Source organism: Streptomyces sp. NBC_00250 (assembly GCF_036192275.1).
Classification (GTDB): domain Bacteria; phylum Actinomycetota; class Actinomycetes; order Streptomycetales; family Streptomycetaceae; genus Streptomyces.
Genome location: NZ_CP108088.1, coordinates 5,230,220 through 5,251,387, shown reverse-complemented (window position 1 = coordinate 5,251,387; position 21,168 = coordinate 5,230,220). Strand labels below are relative to the sequence as shown.

Here is a 21,168-nt window from a genome sequence, read left to right as displayed (position 1 = left end):
GCCACCCGCGAGCTCAGACGCCCGCGTACGAGTGCTTGCTGGTGACGAAGATGTTGACGCCGTAGTAGTTGAACAGGAAGCAGGCGAAGGCGATGAGCGCGATGTACGCGGCCTTCCGCCCCTTCCAGCCGGCCGTCGCGCGCGCGTGCAGGTACGCGGCGTAACCGACCCAGGTGATGAAGGACCAGACCTCCTTGGCGTCCCAGCCCCAGTAGCGGCCCCACGCGTCGCCGGCCCAGATCGCGCCCGCGATGATCGTGAAGGTCCACAGCGGGAAGACGGCCGCGTTGACCCGGTACGAGAACTTGTCGAGCGAGGCCGCCGAGGGCAGCCGCTCCATGACGGAGCGGGCGAAGGCGCCCGGGTTCCCGCCGGTCGCGAGCTTGTTCTCGTACGAGTCGCGGAAGAGGTACAGCAGGGTGGCGGTGGCGCCCAGGTAGAAGACCGCGCCGCAGAAGATCGCGGTGGAGACGTGGATCCACAGCCAGTACGAGTCGAGCGCGGGGACCAGCTGGTCGCTCGGGGTCTTCAGCCAGGTGGTGGCCATGCCCAGGTCGAGCAGGACCGTGGTGACCAGCGGGAGGCCGAGCCAGCGCACGTTCTTCTTGGCGACGAGGAAGCCGAGGTACGCGCCGACCGCCACCGTCGAGAAGGTGGTGGAGAACTCGTACATGTTGCCCCAGGGGGCCCGCTGCACGGAGAGCGCCCGGGTGACCACGCCCGTGGCCTCGACCAGGAAGGCGAGGACGGTGAGCGAGACGGCGATACGGCCGTACAGATCGCCCTTGACGGTGCCGCCGGCGGCGCCGGGACCGTCCGGTACGTCACGGGTGCCGGCCGCGGACCGGGTGACGACCTTCGGCTTCGCCAGGACGGCGGTGCCCCCGCCCGCCTGCTTGACCTGGACGGTCACGGCGGACGTGGCCGCCGAGGCCCGCGAGGTGAGCGCGGCGGCGGTACGGCCGACCTTGCTGCGGCTGCCCAGCACCCACTCGGCGATGTGGGCGAAGAAGGCCAGGGTGTAGACGGCCATCGAGGAGTAGATGAGCAGGTCGCTCATCCGCGCCAGGCTCTCGTTGGTCGTGGCGGCGAGGATCACTTGTCGGCCTCTCCAGAAGGGGCGGGGTCTTCTGCGGGTTCTTCCGCGGGTTCCGGTACGTCTTCCGGATCGGCTTGCTTCACAGCCCCGGACGGCACGTCGTCGCGTCCGTCCCGGGGTACGGCCTCGGGATCGGCGTCGGGCGCCGGGGGCGCGTCCGCCGTGAGCGCGACCGCGAGGTCGCCCAGCTCCTCCGGCAGCTTCGCGGACTCGCTGCGGCCCAGGCCCGCCATCTCGACGACGGTCACACCGTCCTCACCGCGCACGGCCCGGACCCAGACCCGGCGCCGCTGGATGAAGAGCGAACCGGTCAGACCGGCGATCGCGGCGATCGCGCCCGCGAGGGCGAGCCCGTTGCCCGGCTGCTGCGAGATCTGGAAGCTCGCCCACTCCTTGATGTCCTTCTCGAAGGTGATCGAGCCGGCTCCGTCGGGGAGCTTCATGGGCTCGCCGGGCAGCAGCCGCTTGGCGAGCTTGTTGCCGGACGCGTCCTCGAACTGCTTCATCTTGGACTTGTCGAGCTGGTACACGTTCTGCGGCAGCCCCGAGTTGACCCGCAGGTCGCCGTGGAAGCCGGTGAGCGCCATGACCGGGAAGTCGAGCGCCGGGAACTGCGAGAACATCGTGCCCGCACCGGCGCCCGCGAAGGTCGGCACGAAGAAGGCCTGGAAGCCCAGCTGCTCCTTCTTGCCGTTCTTGTCGCGGTAGCCGTCCAGCACCTTGATGGCGCCGGTGGACGTGATGTTGTTGTCGATGGGCAGCAGCGGTACGGCGCCGTGGAAGACGGTCTTGCCGCGGCCGTCCCTGACGGTGACGACGGGCGCGTAGCCGTGGGCGATCAGATAGACCTTGGAGTCGCCGACCTTCAGCGGCTCGTTGACCCGGATGACCGCCTTCTTGTCGGCGCCGCCCTGGGAGTAGGAGACCTTCGCCTCGAACGTGCGGGGGGTGCCGCGCTGGGGGCCGTTCTTCTCGTACGTGCCGTTGAAGGCGTCGAGCTTGAAGCTGAACGGTTCCAGCTCGTCGATGCCGAACTGGGAGCCGGACTTGAAGTCGTCGTACTGCGTGAGCGTGTTGGAGAAGCCGTCGCCCTCGACGATCAGCTTCCCGCCCTCGGACTTGAAGAGCTGGCCCCAGGCGAAGGCGACGAGCATGACGATGAGGGCGACGTGGAAGGCCAGGTTCCCGGCCTCGCGCAGATAGCCCTTCTCGGCGGCGATCGCGCCGTCGACCGTGTGGGCGCGGAAGCGGCGTCCCTTGAGCAGGGTGAGCGCGGCCTCGCGGACCTGCTCGGGCTCGGCCTCGGTGCGCCAGGTGGTGGAGGCGGGGAGCCGGTCGAGGCGCTTGGGCGCGCCCGGCGGGCGACTGCGGAGCTGGCCGACGAACTGCCAGCTGCGGGGCACGATGCAGCCGATGAGGGAGACGAACAGCAGTATGTAGATCGCGGAGAACCACACCGAGCTGTAGACGTCGAAGAACTGGAGCTTCTCGTAGAGCGGAGTGAGCGTCTCGTGGGCGTCCTTGAAGGCCTGCACCTTCAGCTCGTCCGCGCTGGTCTGCGGGATGAGGGAGCCGGGGACCGCGCCGAGGGAGAGCATGAAGAGCAGGATCAGCGCGACCCGCATGGAGGTCAGCTGCCGCCAGAACCAGCGGACCCAGCCGACGACCCCGAGCGTGGGGCCGCCGATGACGGGCTCGCTCCGGTCCTCGATGGGGGCGGTGGAGAGCTGGGCGCCGGCCGCCTCGTCGGCGCCCTGCTCGGTCTCCGTCGTACCGGAAGTGTCGGTCGTGCTCATGGAACTCAGATCCCCACCGTGAAACCGCTGGACCAGCCCTGCATCGTGGCGACCATGTCGTCCCACGTGCCCGTGAGCAGCAGGACACCGGTGGCGATCATCATGCCGCCGCCGATCCGCATCACCCACACGTAGTGCTTCTTGACCCACCCGAACGCGCCGAGCGCCTTGCGGAAGGCGATGGCGGCGAGCACGAACGGTACGCCGAGGCCGAGGCAGTACGCGAAGGCGAGTATCGCGCCGCGTCCCGCACTGGCCTGCTCCAGGGCGAGGGCGTTGACCGAGGCGAGCGTCGGGCCGATGCACGGGGCCCAGCCGATGCCGAAGAGCGCGCCGAGGATCGGCGCGCCGACCAGACCGGCGACGGGCTTCTTGTGGAAGCGGAACTCGCGCTGGGTGAACCAGGGCATCAGGCCGAGGAAGAACACGCCCATGAGGATCATCAGCACGCCGAGGATCATGTTGAGCGTGTCGCTGTACGCCTGGAGGTACGTCCCGAAGTAGCCGAAGAGGGCACCACCGGAGACGAACACGGCGCTGAAGCCGAGGACGAAGAGGAGGGCGCCGGCGGTCATCCGGCCGCGGCGGCGCTCGGCGAGGTCGGTGCCGGTGACCCCGGTCACGTACGACAGGTAGCCCGGGACCAGCGGGAGCACGCACGGCGAGAAGAAGGAGACCAGGCCGCCGAGGACCGCGATGGGCACGGCGAGCAGCAGGGCTCCGCTGGTGACCGTCTCGTTCACCGGCTCACTTCTCCTTGAGGAGGGGCTCGATCATCGACCGGAGCTTCTCCTCGTTGAGCGCCATGAGCGAACGGGCTGCGATCTTGCCCTCCTTGTCGAGGACGACGGTGGAGGGGATGCCCTGGAGGCTGAGGGTGCCCTTGGGGAAGCCGAAGAGGATCAGCTTGCCCTGCGGGTCGTAGAGACTCGGGTAGGGCACCCCGTAGTCCTCTTCGAAGGCGAGGGCGGGCTGCTTGTTGGGGTCGCGGGTGTTGAGGCCGACGAATTCGACGCCCTTGCCCTGGAGGTCCTTGGCGACCTTCGCGAAGTGCGGGGCCTCGGCGCGGCACGGGCTGCACCAGGAGCCCCACGCGTTGAGGACGACGACCTTGCCCTTGAGGTCGGCGACGTCGAGCTGCTTGCCGTCGAGGGTCTCGCCCGCCAGCTTTCCGGTGGAGGCGCGCTCGCCCTTGGCCGCGGTGGAGATACCACCCGTGTTGGTCACGAAGTTGGTGTTGCCACCGCCGCCGGACTTGCCGTTGCTGTCGCCGCTGCAGGCCGAGAGCGTGAGGGCGGCGGACAGCACTCCGACGGCGAGCAGAGTGCGTCGAGGGGCACGGCTAAGGCTCATGTGAAAAGTTTCGCATGGGCGTTTGGGGGATCTTGGGCACCCCCCTACGTGCCCGTAAAGCCCCTTGTCAAGATCGCCTAAGCGGACGGGGTGGACGAGGGGGTCGACGACGCGGGCTTGAGGAAGGTATTCCAGCCGCCGGCCGGCTTCTGTCCCACTTCCAGCGAGCGCAGCCGCTGGAGGATCTTCGGGTCCTGGACGTCGAGCCAGTCGACGAACTGCTTGAAGGAGACGAGCCGCACGTCCTTCTTTCCGGCCATTCCCTTGAGCGCGTCCTCGACGGCGTCCATGTAGATGCCGCCGTTCCACTGCTCGAAGTGGTTGCCGATGAAGAAAGGCGCGCGATTCGACTCGTACGCGCGCGTGAAGCCGCCGAGAAGGGCTTCGGTCGCCTGCTTGCGCCAGCCCGGGTAGCGGGAGGGCATGCCCTTCGTCGTGTTCTTCGACTGGTTGGCGAGCATGTTGTAGTCCATCGACAGGACCTCGAAGGAGTGCCCGGGGAAGGGCACGGCCTGCAGCGGGAGGTCCCAGATGCCCTGGCGCTTGGTGGGCCAGATCTGCCGGCCGCCGGGCGAGCTGGCGTCGTAGCGCCAGTTGAGCCGCTTGGCGGTGGGCAGCAGGTTGTCCTGGCCGAGGAGGCAGGGGGTACGGCCGCCGACGAGCTCCTTGGAGTAGTCGAAGGGCAGCGGGTCGAGGTCGGTCCAGCCGGAGTTCGTCTTCCACTCGGTGACGAACTTCATGGCCTGGTCGATCTCGCTCTGCCACTGGGCCGGGGTCCAGTTGCCGACGGAGCCGGAGCCGCCGCAGAAGTGCCCGTTGAAGTGGGTGCCGATCTCGTGGCCTTCGAGCCAGGCCTGCCGGACGTACTTCAGCGTGTCCTTGATGTGGTCGTCGGTGAGGTAGCCGATGTCCGAGGCGCCGACGCGGTTGTTCGGCGGGCGGTAGAGGTTCTTCTTCGACTCGGGGAGGACGTAGATCCCGGAGAGGAAGAAGGTCATCGCCGCGTCGTGGTTCTTGGCGAGTTCGAGGAAGCGCGGGAAGAGGCCGTTGCCGACCTCTCCGGCTCCGTCCCAGGAGAAGATCACGAACTGGGGCGGGGTCTGGCCGGGTTCGAGCGGGACGGGGGCGTCGGGCTGGTGCGGCTGCTTTCCGGTGTCGGCGGTGGAACCGTCACCGATGAGGCGGGCGTCGTCCTTGGTCGGGGTGGCCGTGCTCGGGTCCGCCGAGGTGTCGCCCCCCTTGCCCGGTCCGGAACGCCCGGGCTTGTCCTGGTTACCGGTGCTGCACGCGGCGATACCCATCGCCGCCGCGGCGCCAACGCCTGCCCCGAGCAGCCCCCTTCGACTGATCCCGCTGATCCCGCGCATGACATCCCCATTCGCGCTGACGTATGAACTGAACGTCATCCAAACCGACAATGAGTGAGATGCCGGGAGGAACACGTAGGTTCCGGGAATTCGCACATAAATTTCAGGGCGGTCGGTTGGCATGAACACCACCCGACCGCCCTGCACTGTGGACCGTGCGCTCCCGCGCTGTCCAGCGGGGCCGTAGTCCTTCACCGAAGGACTACACCTCGCCCCGGAAGAACCCGGAAGAACTACGCCCCGAAGGCCTTCGACTTCCCCTTCACCGGCTTCGCACCGGCGAGCAGATGCGCCGGGACGAGGTCCCGGGCCGGCTCGCTGTACCCGACCGAGACGATCTTGTCGCCCTTGTACGTGAACGAGGTCAGCGAGGCGAGCGTGCACTGCCGCCGCCGCGGGTCGTGCCACAGCCGGCGCTTCTCCACGAAACTGCGGACGATCCAGATCGGCAGCTGATGGCTGACCAGGACCGCCTCGTGCCCGCGGGCCGCGTCCTTCGCCGCGTCGAGCGCGCCCATCATGCGGACGACCTGCTCGACGTACGGCTCGCCCCAGGACGGCTGGAACGGGTTCGTCAGGTGCTTCCAGTTCGCCGGCTTGCGCAGCGCCCCGTCACCGACGCCGAAGGTCTTGCCCTCGAAGACGTTCGCCGCCTCGATGAGCCGCTCGTCGCTCGCCAGATCCAGACCGTGCGCCTTGGCGACCGGCGTCGCCGTCTCCTGCGCCCGCTCCAGCGGGGAGGCGACGACGTACGTGATGTCCCGGTCGGCCAGGTGCTCGGCGACCCGGTCCGCCATCTGCCGGCCCAGCTCGGAGAGGTGGTAGCCGGGGCGACGCCCGTAGAGGACACCGTCGGGGTTGTGCACCTCACCGTGCCGCATCAGATGGACGACGGTGACGTCCTGGTCGCTCTTCGGGGAGCTCGTCACGTCGCTCATGCCGTCGCCTCCGCGGCGGCACGCGCGGCGGCCGGCAGGGCGGCGGCGATCCGCTCGATCGCCCGCTCGTCGTGGGCGGCCGACACGAACCAGGACTCGAACGCGGACGGCGGCAGGTAGACGCCGTCGGCCAGCATCGAGTGGAAGAAGGCGTTGAAGCGGAAAGCCTCCTGCCGCTTCGCCTCGTCGTAGTTCCGCACCTCGTCCGCGGTGAAGAAGACCGAGAACATGTTGGACGCGGTCTGCAGCCGGTGCGCCACGCCCTCCTTGGCGAGCGCGCCCGTGACCAGGCCCTGGATCTCCGCCGAGACCGCGTCCACCGTGGCGTACGCCGCGTCGTCGAGCAGCCGCAGCTGCGCGAGCCCGGCGGCCGTCGCGATCGGGTTACCGGAGAGGGTGCCCGCCTGGTAGACCGGCCCGGCCGGGGCGAGGTGCCCCATGACGTCGGCGCGGCCACCGAACGCGGCGGCCGGGAAACCGCCGCCCATGACCTTGCCGAAGGTCAGCAGGTCGGCCTTGACGCCGTCGACGCCGTACCAGCCCGCCTTCGAGGTACGGAAACCGGTCATCACCTCGTCGGAGATGTACAGCGCGCCGTTCTCCCGGCACAGGTCCGCGAGGCCCTGGTTGAAGCCGGCGGCCGGCGGCACGACGCCCATGTTGCCGGGCGAGGCCTCGGTGATGACACAGGCGATCTCGCCCGGGTGCGCGGCGAACGCGGCCCGCACGGCCTCCAGGTCGTTGTAGGGGAGCACGATCGTGTCCCCGGCCTGGGCGCCCGTCACACCGGGCGTGTCGGGAAGCCCCAGGGTGGCGACACCCGAACCGGCCGCGGCGAGCAGCGCGTCCACGTGACCGTGGTAGCAGCCCGCGAACTTCACGACCTTCGCGCGCCCGGTGAACCCGCGGGCGAGCCGGATCGCGGACATCGTGGCCTCGGTGCCGGAGGAGACGAGCCGCACCTGCTCGACGGGCTCGACGCGCGCCACGATCTCCTCGGCGAGCGCGACCTCGCCCTCGCCCGGCGTGCCGAAGGAGGTGCCGCGGGCGACGGCCTGCTGCACCGCGGCGGTGACCTCGGGGTGCGCGTGGCCGAGGATCATCGGCCCCCACGAGCACACCAGGTCGACGTACTCACGACCGTCCGCGTCGGTGAGGTAGGGACCGGAACCGGACACCATGAACCGGGGCGTTCCGCCCACGGCCCGGAAGGCACGCACCGGTGAGTTCACGCCGCCGGGCGTCACGAGGGAAGCGCGGTCGAAAAGCGTCTGTGAGACTGGGGCTTCGTATGAATACGGCACTGTGATCCTGACCTGCGAGAACGACTTCGGGCACGACATCGGGAACGGAGGGACGGTGTGAACATCCTGGGTATTACGCCGGGGCGTTCGCCCTCCGCGTCTGCGAAACTGGGGCGTCATAGGGATGACTCACGGAATCCATGGTGTCAGAGGCCACGGCGTTCTTGCGGACAGGTGTTTCACCGTACGAACGCGGGGGAGGTCACTGACACGATGATCGGGTTGCGCGGCGGGGTCGTGTTGCCGAGAAAAAGCAGTCGGGTGGAGATATGCATCGCGGTGGCGGACCGGGCGAGGGGACGGACGATCTGGGTCCGGAGTCTGCCCGCCGGGGGAGGCACCGGCGCCGGCGGAGCGAGGACCCGAGCTCGGGAACCCAGGGCACTCCAGGCATTCCAGGCATCCCGGGGACATCGGGCCCTCCGGGAGAACCGGTCACCGGAAGCGGGAGTGGCCGGTTGGGGGTGACGTACAAGTACTTCGGCGCGCCCGACGGCGCCACGGCGGCCCGCGTCCCGATCTCGATGCGCCCCGAGGAGCTCGGCGGCGACGAGCTCGGCATGGGCGGCATGTTCACCAAGATCAAGCCGGAGACCATAGCGGCCATGGTCCTGACCGGCATCCAGGGCATGCCCCTCAACAAGGTGCCGCCGCTGGAGCTGGTCGTCCTCCACCCGGACTACGCGGTGGTGAAGCTGCCGATGACCGTCGTCGACCCGCTCCGTGCCATCGGCGAGGAATCGGTCGGCGCCGCGGCCTTCATCTGGTCCACGGTCCCCGACCGCGGCGGCCCGCGCGACGCCTTCGACGTCTACCAGCTGCTCCACGAGTGGCAGGACTTCTCGGTCCGCCTCCACGAGGCGGGCCACCAGCCCTACTGCCTGGTGTGGCCGTAGGGGCACGGTAGGCACCAGGCCGGCTTCCCGCGCCGAAGGGGCGCGGTAGGGCCGCGCCGTACGAACGCTGTAGGGCGTCAGGACCGCTTCTCGCCGTCCCGCGCCGCTTCCGCGGCCTTCGCCGCCTTCGCGCGCTCGGCGGCCAGCTCGCGGGCGGAGGCCAGCCGGTACGGCACGTCGATGACGACGACGTTCTTCATGAACAGCAGCCGGGTCTTGAGCCGCAGCGCGCTCTGGTTGTGCAGCGGCTGCTCCCACCAGTGCCCCACCACGTACTCGGGGATGACCACCGAGATCACCGCGTCCCCCGTCCGCTCGGGCGCCTCCCGGACGTGCCGCAGGATCGGCTGGACGATCGAGCGGTACGGGGAGCTGAGCACCCGCAGCGGTACGTCGATGCCGCGGGCCGCCCAGGTCGCGCGGAGCACCTCCGCCTCCGCCGGGTCCTCGGCGACGGTGACGGCCGTGAGCGAGGTGGGCCGCAGGGTCTTCGCGTACGACAGGGCCCGGAGGCTGGGCGCGTTGACCGAGGCCACCAGGACGAGGACGTGGTTCTCGGCGAGGGCGCGGGGCCGCTCGTGGGGTCCGACGGTGACCTCGGCGGCCACGGCGTCGTAGTGCCGCCGCACCCCCTTCATCCCGGCGAAGAGCACCGGCATCGCGATGACGACGAGCCAGGCGCCGTGGGTGAACTTGGTGATGAGGACGATGACGAGGACGACCGCCGTCAGACAGGCGCCGAAGGCGTTGATCGTGAGCCGGCGGTGGATGTTGTGACGGTCGGCGCGCCCGGCGGGTGTGGCGAGTTCTCGCCGCCAGTGCTTGACCATCCCGGCCTGGGAAAGGGTGAAGGAGACGAAGACGCCGAGGATGTAGAGCTGGATGAGGCGGGTCAGCTCCGCGTCGAAGGCGACGATCAGGACGATCGCGGCGAGCGCGAGGAGGACGATGCCGTTGGAGTAGACGAGCCGGTCGCCGCGGTGGAAGAGCTGTCGCGGCGCGTAGCGGTCACGGCCGAGCACGGAGGCGAGCATCGGGAAGCCGTTGAAGGCGGTGTTGGCCGCCAGGATCAGGACGCCCGCGGTGACGGCCTGGAGGACGTAGAAGAGGACGTGCCAGTCCCCGAAGGTGGCCCGTCCGATCTGGGCGAGCGCGGTGGACATCGGGGTGCCGGGCGCGAGTCCGAGTTCGGTGGGGTCCTCGGCGACATGGACCTCGTAGACCATCGCGAGCACGGTGATCCCGAAGAACATGGTCACGGACAGCCCGCCCATGATCGCGAGCGTCATCGCAGCGTTGCGGCTCTTGGGCTTGGCGAACGCCGGTACGCCGTTGCTCACGGCCTCGACACCGGTCAGCGCGGTGCAGCCGGAGGCGAAGGCACGCAGGGCGAGCAGCACGAGCGCGATCCCCGAGTAGGTGGAGACCGCCTCGACGGGCAGATCGGCGGACTCGGCGCGGATCGTCGAACCGGTCGCCATCCGTACCGCGGCCACCGCGAACATCAGGTAGATGACCGCGACGAAGGCGTACGTGGGGACGGCGAACCAGCGCCCCGACTCACGTACCCCGCGCAGGTTCATCCAGGCGAGCAGGGCCACGAAGAACACCGACATCGCCACGGCGTGCCCGTCGAGCGAGGGGACGGCCGAGGTGATGGCGGCGACCCCGGACACGACGGAGACGGCGACGGTCATCACGTAGTCGATGAGCAGCGCGGAGGCGGCGGTGAGCGCGGCGGTCTGCCCGAGGTTCTCGGCGGAGACGACATAGGCCCCGCCGCCGCCCGGATAGGCGTAACAGGTCTGCCGGTAGGAGGCGACGACGACCAGGAGCAGGATCACGATGCCGACCGCCGCGTACCAGGCCAGATGGAGGACGGCGAGGCCGCCCAGGGCCAGGATCAGCAGGATCTCCTCGGTGGCGTACGCGACCGAGGAGAGCGGGTCGGAGCAGAAGATCGGCAGGGCGACCCGCTTCGGCAACAGGGTCTCCCCGAGCCGGCCGCTGTCCAACGGACGACCTACGAGCAGGCGTTTCGCCGCACTTCCAGCTCTCATAAGTGCTGAAGTTAGGACGAATGGTATGTAATGCGCGGAAGCCGCGCCCTGTGGGGACCCCGTACGCCCGGTGGGAGCCCCGTACGAGGAAGGACCCTGACGCGTGAGCGGAGTACGAGGCGTGCGAGGAGTACGAATGGCCGGCGAGCCCATGCAGATCGGCGAGGTCGCCGCACGGACCGAACTGTCCCTGCGCACCATCCGGCAGTACGAGGACAGCGGCCTGGTGGTCCCGTCCGCGGCCTCGCCGGGCGGCTTCCCGCTCTACACGGACGCGGACGTGTCCCGGCTGATGGTGGTCCGCCGGATGAAGCCGCTCGGCTTCACCCTCGACGAGACGCGCGAACTCCTCACGGCCGTGGACCTGCTCGCCGCCGAGCGCGCGGGCACGGACACCGAGCTCGACCCGGACGAGCGGGCCGTGCTCGTGGCCCGCGTCCGCGGCTACGAGCAGGCCGCCGCGGAGCGGGTCGCCGAACTGCGGGCCCAGCTCTCCCGCGCGGAGGAGTTCGCCGACTCCCTCCGCCGCACCCGCCTCACCGCGACCCCGGCCTGACGGCGACCCCCGGCGGACGGCGACCCGGGGCGGACGGCGACCCCGGGCGGACGGCGACCCCGGGCGGGCGGACGGGCGGACGGCTCCTGCGTCGGGTCAGCCCGCGAGCGCCTCGGCCAGGGCGCGGAAGAAGCGCGCGTAGGCGGCCGGGCTGGGCGGGGTCTCCGGGTTCCAGGGCGTGAGCCGGGCTCCGGACAGGGCCCCGTCCGGCGCCGTGGCGTGGGCCCGGCTGTCGAAGAGGACCAGGTCGGGACGGAGATCGGCGGCGCGGTCCCAGTCCCCGGTGAGCCAGTTCGCCCCGGGCCCGGGACCCGGGTCGACGAGCCGGACGCCCAGCTCGGCGAGTCTCGCCAGCTCGGGCCAGGCGAGCGGCCGGGCCAGATGCACCTGGTCGGGCCCGGCCCCGGAGAGCGCGAGCACGGCGAACCCGGACCGGGCGGCCACCTCCCGGAGCGCGTCCTCGGCGGCCCGGAGCTCGGCCGGGGAACCCTCGGCGGGGGTTTCGACGGGCGGCGCGGCGGGCGACTCGGCCGGCGACGCTGCGGGCGTCTCGGCGGGCGGCGCGGCCCCCAGGCTCACCGCCAGCGCGCCGAAGCGGTCGAGGATCGCCGGCAGGGTGAGCTCGTTGCCGACCGAGAGTGCGACGAGCGGCACCCCCAGCCGTTCGGCGACGGCCTCGTCGAGCGCGTAGGGGCTCTTCCCGTCATAGGTCACGTCGACGATCACGTCCGGCCGGAGCTCGCGCAGCAGTCCCTCGTCCAGGACCCGGCCCGGCCCGAGGTACGTCACCGCGGCCGCCCGCAGCCCGCCCTCCTTCGCCGGATCGAGGACCTCGCCGTCGTGGCCCGAGCCGTACACGGCGACCGGCGTCACGCCCAGGTCACACAGGGCGGCTCCGGCCCGTACGTACGCGATCACCCGCCGCGGCACCCGGGCCGCCCCCAGCTCCGTACCCCTGTCGTCCGTGAATCCCCATGCCTGTGCCCCGGACATACGGCTGCTCCCTCCCCGGCCGGAATGTGCCTCTTCCGGTCACCTTGGAGCGGTTCCACGGCCCGCACAAGAGGGCCTGCCGGCCGCGCGCGCCACCGGGGCCCGCCCGGTCCGGGACCAAGGTCCCGGACCCCCTGCCGAAAGGCCCCCAGGTTGGTGTTAACTGAACACGTCGGGAGGAAGCAGTAGGAATCGTCGACGCCCTCGTGCCCGCGCGCCACCTGCCCGGGCGCGCCGCGTACGGGCGGCCCTCACGCCCTGGAGTGAGTCATGTCCTTGCCCGGCCAGTTCTCCGACCCCCGTGTGATCACGCTCTTCGGCCTGCTCGCCGTCTCGACGGTGGTGTGGCTGTCGCTCGGTCTGCGCGCCCGCGCCCGCGACCGCCGTGACCGGGCGCGCACCCCGCTGGAGCGGGTCTGGCATCCGCAGGAGTCGATAGAGCTGACGCCCGCGGAGGAACACGCCTTCGGCCAGGTCGTCTCGCGGCTCTCCCTGGGCGCGGCGGGCCGTCTGCGCTGAGCGGCGGCGGTCCCCCGAGCCTCGGCCGACCGCCTGCGCCGAGCCACACCCCTCCAGGGATCTGCGCGGCCGACCGCTCTCAGACCCCTCAGGCCTCTCAGACCGCTCGGGCCCCCAGGCCTCTCAGACCGCTCGGGCCCCTCAGACCGTCAGGACCCCCAGCCCCCTCAGCCCCCTCAGACCTCTCGGGTCTCCCAGGCGCGCGGGTCACGGCCCGTCGTCGCGAGCAGCCGCTCGAAGGCGGTGGCGTCGGCGGGCAGGTCGACGGCCTCCCCGAAGACGCTCATCTTCCGGGCCATGGGCGCCATCCGCTCCACCTCCTCGACGAGCCCCTCGACCACGGCCGGGTCGGGTGCGAAGCTCCGCCCGGTGGCACGGGCCAGGTCCCAGGCGTGCACGGTCAGGTCGAGCAGCACCATGGATCCGACGGTCCGCGCGGGCATCCCCATGCCCCCGGTGGTGCCCTCCTCGGCACCGGGCACCGACCAGGCCTCGACGAGCTTCCCGGCCTCGATCTCGAAGCGGTCCCGCCATGCGGCCTCGGCGAGCCAGTCCTTGGTGGAGTCGAGATCGGCGGCCTGCTTGGCGGCGAGCGCCTGGAAGTGCACGACGACGCCGAGGAGATGATTCAGCAGGGCGCGGACGTCGTACTCGGCGCAGGGCGTGGGCGCACCCAGCGAGGCGTCGTCGATGTCCCTGACCAGCGGCGTGGCACGGCTGGCGGCACTGCGGAGCAGATCACCGATGCGGGGCGGGTCCTGGTTCGTCATGGGGGCGACGCTAGGACAGCCTGCCCACCCCCGTCTTGAAGAAACACGCCAGGGCGAAAACGAGTCCGCCCTAGCATCGGAGCATGTCGGACTCCGCTCCCCGCCGGGACACCCGCGGCATCGTCGACCCCGCCGAACTGCTCACCCACGTCCGCTTCCGCCGCCACACCCCGGCGCCGGAGCTGCGGCCCTATCTGGAGCACTACTGGCTGATCGACTGGGAGCTGCCGGAGCCGTACGCGACCCATGTCGTCCCCCACCCGTCGGTGAACATCGTCTTCCAGCGGTACGGGGCGATCGGCGCCCCGTCGGCGGAGGCGAACGCCTCCGCCGAGGTCGCCGGGGTCGGGCTCGGCCTGTTCACCCAGAAGCTGACGGAGGCGGGCCGGGTCTGCGGGGTGCAGTTCCGGCCCGGCGGCTTCCGCCCCTTCGCGCCCGCGTGGCCGGTGTCGAACTGGACGGGCCGCCGGGTCCCCCTGGCCGAGGTCTTCCCGGACCGGGACGACGACGACCCGCTGTCCGCCGTCCTCTCCCCCGCCACCGACCACGCGCGCGTGGCGGCACTCGACGCCTTCCTCCTCGCCCACGGCCCCGCCCCCGACCCGGCCGCCCACCGGGCCATGGAACTCGTGGACCTGGTCCGGGGCGACCGCACGATCCGCAAGGTGGCCCAGCTGTCCTCTGCGACGGGCCTGTCGGCGCGCTCGCTCCAGCGCCTCTTCGCGACCCAGGTCGGCGTCGGCCCGAAATGGGTGATCCTGCGCTACCGCATCCACGAGGCCCTGGAGCGCGCCGAGGCCGCGGAGAGCACGGACACCCCGGACTGGGCGGCACTGGCGGCGGAGCTTGGCTACAGCGACCAGGCGCATCTCGTACGGGACTTCACGGCGACCGTCGGGGTGCCGCCGACGGCGTACGCCCGTGGACTGTCGGTGCCCTGACCTACCGTACGGCCATGGACACCGACACCACCTCGCCCGTACGGCTCGAACCCTGGTCCGAGGCCGACGCCGGCCTGCTGCGCGCCCTGAACGCACCGGAGCTGATGGAGCACCTGGGCGGCCCGGAGAGCGAGGAGCAGCTCGTCCGGCGCCACCGGCGGTACGTGGACCTGAGCGCCGACGACACGGGCGCGGGGCGGATGTTCCGGATCGTGCTGCTGCCGGAGGAGGCCGTGGTGGGCAGCATCGGCTTCTGGGTGCGGACCGGCGACGGCGAGCCGGTGTACGAGACCGGGTGGGCCGTGCTGCCGGGCTTCCAGGGCCGGGGCGTGGCGAGCGCCGCCACGCGCGCGGTGGCCGAGGAGGCCCGGGCGGCGGGCCTCCATCGCCATCTGCACGCGTTCCCGTCGACGGAGAACGCCGCTTCGAACGCGGTGTGCCGCAAGGCGGGTTTCGAGCTGCTCGGTGAGCGGGACTTCGAGTACCCGCCGGGGCACACGATGGTCTGCAACGACTGGCACCTCGACCTGGAGAAGCCGGGCCGGGAGGCGCCCTAGGGGCGCTTAGGAAGCGTCTTCCGGTGCGGTGAGCGGCCGGGTGAAGTGGAAGGCCACGATGTCGAAGCGCTCGCGCAGGTAGAAGCGGTGGGCTCCGGTGCGGTGGGTGCCGGAGTCCAGGTTGAGCTCGTGGCAGCCGGCGGCGCGGGCGTGCTCCTCCAGATGACCAATGAGCGCGTGGCCGACCCCGGTGGAGCGGGTGGCGGCGGCGGTCACGAGATCGTCGACGTAGAGCTTGCGCAGGGAGCTGGTGTTGATGACGATCCGCCAGCCGGCCGCGCCGACGCAGCGGCCCTCGTCCGAGTAGGCGGCGCTGAAGCGCAGCCCCTGGGGGTGTCCGGCCTCGTAGACCTCGCGGAAGAGTTCCGGGGTGAGGTGGGGGCGGAGCTCGGCGAGAACGGGCAGGAGGTCGTTCTCCAGCCGGGGGTCGCCGGGTTCGAGGTCGATGATCTTCATGCGGGGACGGTACCTCAGGGTTTTATCCGGGTTGACGCACAGGGCACGACCCTGGATATTTATCTGCGTGACGCAGATGATGCGCCACGAAGACATATGACTCACCCTGACTCGCCCTGACTCGCCCTTGGAAGGACACTCCTCATGACCGTTCTCGTCACCGGTAGCCGCGGCCGCGTCGCCTCCACCCTGCTCGGACTCCTCGACGCCGCCGGGATCAAGGCGAAAGCCGCCTCCAAGAACCCCACGGACCTCTCCCCACCCCCCGGCGTCGACACAGTGCGCTGCGATCTCACCGATCCGGCCACCTTCGACACCGCCCTGACCGGCGTCGACTCCGTCTTCCTCTACGCCGAGGCGACCCACGCCGAGGCCTTCGCCGACCGCGCCCGCGCCGCGGGCGTGGAGCACGTCGTCCTTCTCTCCTCCAGCTCCGTCCTCGCGCCGGACGCCGCCGAGAACCCGATCGCCGCCTCCCACCTCGCCGCCGAGCGCGCCCTCTCCGCAGCCGCGGACGCAGGAGCCTTCGAGGCCACCCACCTCCAGCCGGGCGCCTTCGCCACCAACACCCTGCAGTGGGCCCGCGCACTCCGGGACGGGCGTGGCCCCGCCCTGCCCCACCCGCACTCGTACGGCGATCCGATCCATGAGCGCGATGTCGCCGAGGCGGCCTTCGCGGTGCTCACCGAGCCCCGACTGCGCGGTTCCTCGTATCTGCTGACGGGCCCCGAGTCGCTGACCTTCGTCGAGCAGCTGGCGATACTCGCCGAGGTGACGGGACGACCCGCACCCCACACCGTCGTGACCCCCGAGGAGTGGAAGCGGTCGGTCGCCGGCTTCATGCCGGAGACGTTCGCCGAAGCCCTCCTCTCCTACTGGGCCACGAACGACGGCCGACCGACACCACTGACCACCACGGTCGAGGAACTGACCGGCCACCCGGCCCGCACCTTCGCCACCTGGATCGCCGACCACGAGGAAGCCTTCCGCCCCTGACGGGCCGACAACCCGGACCGACGGGCGACGGGCGACGGGTGACAAGTGAAAGGCGCCCCGACTCGCCCCACCAGGCTCCACCGGGCTCCACCGGCTCTCCGGCTCCTGCTCCTGCTCCTGCTCCTGCTCCTGCTCCTGCTCCTGCTCGGCTCTCCGGCTCCGGCCCGGCTCCGGCTCCACCGACGGCGAATTCCCTGGCCGCCCCTCCCACCCCGATGCGATCCTGTCCCCGTGAACGGACCGGAGATCCACATCAGCTTCGCCCCCGGCCTGGGGCTCTTCGTCTCGGCGGACCGCCGCTCGGGCCTGACACCCGTGACCACCGACGGGGCCTCCTCGCTCGGCCACGTCGTGGAGTCGCTCGGCGTGCCCCTCACCGAGGCCGGCCGGCTTCTGGTCGACGGGCGGCCCGTCGACGCCTCGCACGTCCCCGCGGCGGGCGAGACCGTCGAGGTGGAGGGCGTCACCCGCCCGCAGCCGGTACCGCCGGGCGCGCCCCTCCGGTTCCTGCTCGACGTGCACCTCGGCACGCTGGCCCGGCGGCTTCGGCTGCTCGGGGTGGACGCGGCATACGAGAGCGAGGACATCGGCGACCCCGCCCTGGCCACCCTCTCCGCGCGCGAACGGCGCGTCATGCTCTCGCGGGACCGCGGGCTGCTGCGCCGCCGTGAACTGTGGGCGGGGGCCTACATCTACAGCGACCGCCCGGACGACCAGCTCCGGGACGTCCTTGAGCGCTTCGCGCCGCCACTCGCGCCCTGGACGCGGTGCACGGCGTGCAACGGGGAACTGAGCGACGCCGACAAGGACGCGGTGCGCGAGCGCCTGGAGCGGGGCACGGAGAAGTCGTACGACGTGTTCGCCGAGTGTGTGGAGTGCGGCCGGGTCTACTGGCGCGGCGCCCACCACGCCCGCCTGGAGGCGATCGTCTCCGACGCGGTACGGGAGTTCGGCGGCGCGACGGCCGGCTGACGGTCAGTCCAGGTCGCCGCCGCGCAGCCGTTCGATCTGCGCGGCGCTGACCTCGGCGGTGCGCCGCATATGGGCGATGAGCAGGGCGACCTCGGCGTCGCTGTAGACGTCGAACATCGTGCCCCAGGTGCTGTTGAGCTTGCGCCACAGGGCGCCGAGTTCCGCGATCCGCTCGGGCACGAGAGCCACGAGAACCCGGCGCCGGTCCTCGGTGTCCCGTTCGCGCGTCACGTACCCGGACCGCTCCAGACGGTCGACGAGGCGGGTCGCGGAGCCGGTGGTGAGCCCGGTCAGCTCGGCGACCCGTCCGGTGGTCACCGGCGCCTCTTCCAGGCTGAGCAGGTTCAGACACTGCACATCGGTCGGGTGGAGCCCCAGATGATCGGCGACGGCCTGGTTGAACAAGGCGTATGCCGCCATGTAGCGGCGGGCCTCCCCCTGCAGCTCGGTCATCAGGGCCTCGCGCCGAGCGGAACTCTTCTGCGTCATGCAGAGATTGTACGAAGCAGGCACCGCCCCGCCCCGATCCGCACCCTTGGGCACCCTCAGGGCGCCTCGGCGGTCAGATAGCGCTGCACGGTCGGGCCGAGCCAGGCCACGATCTCCTCGGGGGACATCTCGACGACCGGCGGCAGCCTCAGCACATAGCGGGTGAGCGCCATGCCGAGGATCTGGGACGCGACGAGCCCCGCCCGCCGCGGGGCCTCGGCGGGGTCGGGGCAGACGCCCCGGGTCACGGGCCCGAGCTGCTCGGCGAAGATCGCCTGCATCCGTTCGGCCCCGGCCTCGTTGGTGACCCCCACCCGCAGGAGCCCGGTGAGGACGTCGTCCCGCTCCCAGCGCTCCAGGAAGTGGCTGACCAGGACGGCCCCGATGTGCCGCGCGGGCAGGCCGCCCAACTCGGGCAGGTCCAGCTCGATCGCCGAGGCGGCGGCGAACAGGCCCTCCTTGTTGCCGTAGTAGCGCATGACCATCGACGGGTCGATCCCGGCGTCCCGGGCGATGGCCCGGATGGTGGCGCGGTCGTATCCGTCGGAGGCGAAGCGCTCGCGGGCGGCCTCCAGGATGGCGGCTCTGGTGGCGTCGGAACGGCGGGCGGTCGTCATACCAACGACTGTAGGCCAACAAGCGTTGACATTCCATCCGAGCCGCCCCTACAGTTGCCAACAAGCGTTGACCAACAGATGTTGGCCAACGGTCGTGGGCACCCTGGAGGCAGCCATGAGCACCACGAAGACCACGGAAGCAGCGGAGACGACAGGGACGACGGACACACAGGTCCTCGTCATCGGCGCGGGCCCCACCGGCCTGCTCCTCGCAGGCGACCTCGCCGCCGCCGGCATCGCCGTCACCCTCGTCGAGCGCCGCCCTCCCGGCCTCGCCAACATGACCCGCGCCTTCGGCGTCCACGCCCGCACCCTGGAGCAGCTCGACGCCCGCGACCTCGCGGACGAGCTCCTCACCACGGGCACGACCCTCGGCAGCGCCCGGCTCTTCGGCCGGCTCGACCTCGACCTCACCCGGCTGCCCAGCCGCTTCAACCACCTGCTCGTCACCCCGCAGTACGAGGTGGAGCGCCTCCTGGAGCGTCGGGCGGTCACCGCGGGGGTCACCTTCCGGTACGGGACGGAGCTGCGCGGACTGCGCCAGGACGCCGACACGGTCACGGCGGAATTCACCGACGCCGACGGAGCCCCGCTCACCCTCACCGCCCGCCACCTCGTCGGCACGGACGGCGTCCGCAGCACGGTCCGCACCGCCCTGGGCCTGCCCTTCCCCGGCGGCTCCGTGATCCGCTCCCTCGTCCTCGCGGACGTCCGCCTCGCGGAGGAGCCCGCCGACTCGTTCAGCGTCAGCGGCTCCGGCGACACCTTCGCCTTCCTCGCTCCCTTCGGCGACGGCTGGTACCGGGTGATGGGCTGGAGCCGCACCCGTCAGGTCGCCGACACCGAGCCCGTCGACCTCGACGAGGTCCGCGAGATCACCCGCCGCGCCCTCGGCACCGACCTCGGCATGCACGACGCCCGCTGGATCTCCCGCTTCCACAGCGACGAGCGCCAGACCCCGGCCTACCGGGTGGGCCGGGTCTTCCTCGCCGGCGACGCCGCCCACGTCCACTCCCCCGCCGGCGGCCAGGGCATGAACACCGGCCTCCAGGACGCCGCCAACCTCTCCTGGAAGCTCACCGCCGTCCTGCGCGGCGACGCGCCCGCCCCCGAGGCCCTCCTCGACAGCTACCAGTCCGAGCGGCACCCCGTCGGCGCCACCGTGCTGCGCACCAGCGGCGCGCTGGTACGCCTCGCGATGGCCCACACCCCGCTGACCCGCACCGCCCGCTCCCTCGCCGCCCGCTTCCTGGGCGCGGTGCGACCCGCCTCCGCCCGCGCGATGAGCATGATCAGCGGAATCGGCATCGCGTACGCGCCCCCGACGGGCTCCAGGCGCCCCGCGGGCCGCCGCGCACCGGACCTGAGACTGCGCGAAGGCCGCCTGTACGAACTGCTGCGCGCGGGCGAGTTCGTGCTGATCGCCCCGGAGGGCAAGCCCCCGACCCTCCCCGAGACCGCCCCGGTCTCACCCGAGCACCTCGTACGAGCCACCTGGACGGACCCGACACGCAGGACCGCGGTGCTGGTCCGCCCCGACGGCTACGTCCACTGGACGAGCCGCTGAGCCACCCTCGGAGGGCTCAGAAGACGTACGGATCGCCGGTGGCGAGCACAAGCACGCGATGCCGGTCGTTCCGCGGATTCCGGTCGGCCACCCCGTCCCGCCAGGCCGTGGTGATGTCCACGGTCAACTCGTCCGGAAGGCCCGCGGTCCGCAGATCGAGCGCCAGCTCCCCGACGCCCCCCGTGGCCCGCAGCTCGCCCGTGCGGCAGGAGACCACCCGGTCGCTGCTCCACAGACAGGCCGGCGGCAGCTCCTGGCCACCCGCCATCGGCACGGAGAAGGCGAGCCGGACCGTCGCCTGGGAGAGATCGGTGGGCCCGAAGTTCTCGCTGACCAGCCAGACGCCGACCCGCCCGTCCCAGAGGGAGACATGACCGTGATGGGCCAGATCCGCCTCCGACCCGGCCACCGGCCCCACGGCACCGGCTCCCGCACCCGCGCCCATCACCGCCGTGACCGCGAGAGCGACCCCGAGCACAGCCTTCCGCAATCCACGCATAGGCCCAAAATAACCACAGATCATCCGACCTTCTGACAACTCATCCGTCAGCGTGTCTCATGGCACGCTTCCCGCATGCTCACCGCCCGCTCCATCGCCCTCTTCATCCTCGCGGCGCTCTTCGAGATCGGCGGCGCCTGGCTCGTCTGGCAAGGCGTCCGGGAGCACCGCGGCTGGATCTGGATCGGCGGCGGCGTCCTGGCCCTCGGCATCTACGGCTTCGTCGCCACCCTCCAGCCCGACGCCGAGTTCGGCCGCGTCCTCGCCGCCTACGGCGGAGTGTTCGTCGCCGGATCCATCGCCTGGGGAATGGCGGCCGACGGCTACCGGCCCGACCGCTGGGACGTCATCGGCGCCCTCGTCTGCCTCGCGGGCATGGCCGTGATCATGTACGCCCCGCGAGGCCGCTGACCGGTCCCGCCT

Annotated in this window: 23 protein-coding genes; 9 read left to right on the top strand and 14 right to left on the bottom strand. The window is 71.2% G+C overall.

What is annotated here, in order from left to right:
• Positions 1 to 13: 13 nt before the first annotated feature.
• The 7 genes from ccsB to hemL all read right to left on the bottom strand — a co-directional run bounded on the left by ccsB (position 14) and on the right by hemL (position 7,896).
• Entirely contained in the window at positions 14 to 1,099 is a 1,086-nt protein-coding gene (gene ccsB / locus OG259_RS23875; protein ID WP_328944113.1) for a c-type cytochrome biogenesis protein CcsB, read from the bottom strand.
• A complete protein-coding gene (gene resB / locus OG259_RS23870) occupies positions 1,096 to 2,895 on the bottom strand; it encodes a cytochrome c biogenesis protein ResB (RefSeq protein WP_328944112.1) in 1,800 nt (599 codons plus the stop codon). The genes ccsB and resB overlap by 4 nt, the downstream gene beginning before the upstream one ends.
• Positions 2,896 to 2,900: 5 nt before the next feature.
• On the bottom strand, positions 2,901 to 3,638 hold the full coding sequence (locus tag OG259_RS23865) for a cytochrome c biogenesis CcdA family protein (protein WP_328944111.1): 738 nt from the start codon (positions 3,636 to 3,638) through the stop codon (positions 2,901 to 2,903).
• A 4-nt stretch (positions 3,639 to 3,642) separates the two neighbouring features.
• Positions 3,643 to 4,248, bottom strand: coding sequence for a TlpA family protein disulfide reductase (locus OG259_RS23860; protein ID WP_328944110.1), 606 nt, complete (start codon positions 4,246 to 4,248; stop codon positions 3,643 to 3,645).
• Between the two features lie 77 nt (positions 4,249 to 4,325).
• Positions 4,326 to 5,606 (bottom strand): hypothetical protein, encoded by a 1,281-nt coding sequence (locus OG259_RS23855; RefSeq protein ID WP_328947159.1) that lies wholly within the window; start codon positions 5,604 to 5,606, stop codon positions 4,326 to 4,328.
• Between the two features lie 242 nt (positions 5,607 to 5,848).
• Complete coding sequence (locus OG259_RS23850; protein WP_328944109.1) at positions 5,849 to 6,553, bottom strand: histidine phosphatase family protein; 705 nt, start codon at positions 6,551 to 6,553, stop codon at positions 5,849 to 5,851.
• Complete coding sequence (hemL, locus tag OG259_RS23845) at positions 6,550 to 7,896, bottom strand: glutamate-1-semialdehyde 2,1-aminomutase (protein ID WP_328944108.1); 1,347 nt, start codon at positions 7,894 to 7,896, stop codon at positions 6,550 to 6,552. The genes OG259_RS23850 and hemL overlap by 4 nt, the downstream gene beginning before the upstream one ends.
• Before the next feature lie 230 nt (positions 7,897 to 8,126).
• Here hemL and OG259_RS23840 point away from each other — a divergent pair, with 230 nt between their 5' ends.
• Positions 8,127 to 8,753 carry a hypothetical protein gene (locus OG259_RS23840; protein WP_328944107.1) on the top strand — a complete coding sequence of 209 codons (627 nt, stop codon included), beginning with the start codon at positions 8,127 to 8,129 and terminating at the stop codon, positions 8,751 to 8,753.
• A gap of 77 nt (positions 8,754 to 8,830) precedes the next feature.
• Here OG259_RS23840 and OG259_RS23835 read toward each other — a convergent pair whose 3' ends face one another.
• Entirely contained in the window at positions 8,831 to 10,813 is a 1,983-nt protein-coding gene (locus OG259_RS23835; RefSeq protein ID WP_443052002.1) for an APC family permease, read from the bottom strand.
• A 136-nt stretch (positions 10,814 to 10,949) separates the two neighbouring features.
• Between OG259_RS23835 and OG259_RS23830 the strand changes: the two genes are divergently transcribed.
• A complete protein-coding gene (locus tag OG259_RS23830) occupies positions 10,950 to 11,369 on the top strand; it encodes a MerR family transcriptional regulator (protein ID WP_266893091.1) in 420 nt (139 codons plus the stop codon).
• Between the two features lie 96 nt (positions 11,370 to 11,465).
• On the opposite strand, the gene OG259_RS23825 is transcribed toward OG259_RS23830, so the two are convergent.
• Positions 11,466 to 12,362, bottom strand: coding sequence for an ABC transporter substrate-binding protein (locus tag OG259_RS23825; RefSeq protein WP_328944105.1), 897 nt, complete (start codon positions 12,360 to 12,362; stop codon positions 11,466 to 11,468).
• A gap of 270 nt (positions 12,363 to 12,632) precedes the next feature.
• On the opposite strand from OG259_RS23825, the gene OG259_RS23820 reads away from it, so the two are divergent.
• Entirely contained in the window at positions 12,633 to 12,881 is a 249-nt protein-coding gene (locus tag OG259_RS23820; RefSeq protein WP_328944104.1) for a hypothetical protein, read from the top strand.
• A gap of 176 nt (positions 12,882 to 13,057) precedes the next feature.
• Here the strand turns inward: OG259_RS23820 and OG259_RS23815 are convergent, their stop codons facing one another.
• The gene (locus OG259_RS23815) at positions 13,058 to 13,651 is read right to left on the bottom strand and encodes a TIGR03086 family metal-binding protein (protein ID WP_328944103.1); all 594 of its coding nucleotides are present in this window, start codon (positions 13,649 to 13,651) and stop codon (positions 13,058 to 13,060) included.
• A gap of 83 nt (positions 13,652 to 13,734) precedes the next feature.
• Here OG259_RS23815 and OG259_RS23810 point away from each other — a divergent pair, with 83 nt between their 5' ends.
• Together OG259_RS23810 and OG259_RS23805 are read left to right on the top strand one after the other, a co-directional pair.
• A complete protein-coding gene (locus OG259_RS23810; RefSeq protein WP_328944102.1) occupies positions 13,735 to 14,592 on the top strand; it encodes a helix-turn-helix domain-containing protein in 858 nt (285 codons plus the stop codon).
• 14 nt (positions 14,593 to 14,606) lie between these two features.
• Positions 14,607 to 15,149: a GNAT family N-acetyltransferase gene (locus OG259_RS23805; RefSeq protein ID WP_328944101.1), complete on the top strand. Its 543-nt coding sequence runs from the start codon at positions 14,607 to 14,609 to the stop codon at positions 15,147 to 15,149.
• Positions 15,150 to 15,155: 6 nt separating this feature from the next.
• Here the strand turns inward: OG259_RS23805 and OG259_RS23800 are convergent, their stop codons facing one another.
• Entirely contained in the window at positions 15,156 to 15,605 is a 450-nt protein-coding gene (locus OG259_RS23800; RefSeq protein ID WP_328944100.1) for a GNAT family N-acetyltransferase, read from the bottom strand.
• Between the two features lie 144 nt (positions 15,606 to 15,749).
• On the opposite strand from OG259_RS23800, the gene OG259_RS23795 reads away from it, so the two are divergent.
• Together OG259_RS23795 and OG259_RS23790 are read left to right on the top strand one after the other, a co-directional pair.
• Positions 15,750 to 16,601 carry an NmrA family NAD(P)-binding protein gene (locus OG259_RS23795; RefSeq protein WP_328944099.1) on the top strand — a complete coding sequence of 284 codons (852 nt, stop codon included), beginning with the start codon at positions 15,750 to 15,752 and terminating at the stop codon, positions 16,599 to 16,601.
• Between the two features lie 231 nt (positions 16,602 to 16,832).
• Complete coding sequence (locus tag OG259_RS23790; protein ID WP_328944098.1) at positions 16,833 to 17,573, top strand: Mut7-C RNAse domain-containing protein; 741 nt, start codon at positions 16,833 to 16,835, stop codon at positions 17,571 to 17,573.
• A gap of 3 nt (positions 17,574 to 17,576) precedes the next feature.
• Here OG259_RS23790 and OG259_RS23785 read toward each other — a convergent pair whose 3' ends face one another.
• Positions 17,577 to 18,062 (bottom strand): MarR family winged helix-turn-helix transcriptional regulator, encoded by a 486-nt coding sequence (locus tag OG259_RS23785; protein ID WP_328944097.1) that lies wholly within the window; start codon positions 18,060 to 18,062, stop codon positions 17,577 to 17,579.
• A 56-nt stretch (positions 18,063 to 18,118) separates the two neighbouring features.
• Positions 18,119 to 18,679: a TetR/AcrR family transcriptional regulator gene (locus OG259_RS23780; protein WP_328944096.1), complete on the bottom strand. Its 561-nt coding sequence runs from the start codon at positions 18,677 to 18,679 to the stop codon at positions 18,119 to 18,121.
• Between the two features lie 115 nt (positions 18,680 to 18,794).
• On the opposite strand from OG259_RS23780, the gene OG259_RS23775 reads away from it, so the two are divergent.
• Positions 18,795 to 20,246 carry an FAD-dependent monooxygenase gene (locus tag OG259_RS23775; protein WP_328944095.1) on the top strand — a complete coding sequence of 484 codons (1,452 nt, stop codon included), beginning with the start codon at positions 18,795 to 18,797 and terminating at the stop codon, positions 20,244 to 20,246.
• Positions 20,247 to 20,262: 16 nt separating this feature from the next.
• Here the strand turns inward: OG259_RS23775 and OG259_RS23770 are convergent, their stop codons facing one another.
• Positions 20,263 to 20,745, bottom strand: coding sequence for a hypothetical protein (locus OG259_RS23770; protein WP_328944094.1), 483 nt, complete (start codon positions 20,743 to 20,745; stop codon positions 20,263 to 20,265).
• A gap of 75 nt (positions 20,746 to 20,820) precedes the next feature.
• On the opposite strand from OG259_RS23770, the gene OG259_RS23765 reads away from it, so the two are divergent.
• Complete coding sequence (locus tag OG259_RS23765; RefSeq protein WP_328944093.1) at positions 20,821 to 21,156, top strand: YnfA family protein; 336 nt, start codon at positions 20,821 to 20,823, stop codon at positions 21,154 to 21,156.
• The last annotated feature ends 12 nt before the right edge of the window (positions 21,157 to 21,168 follow it).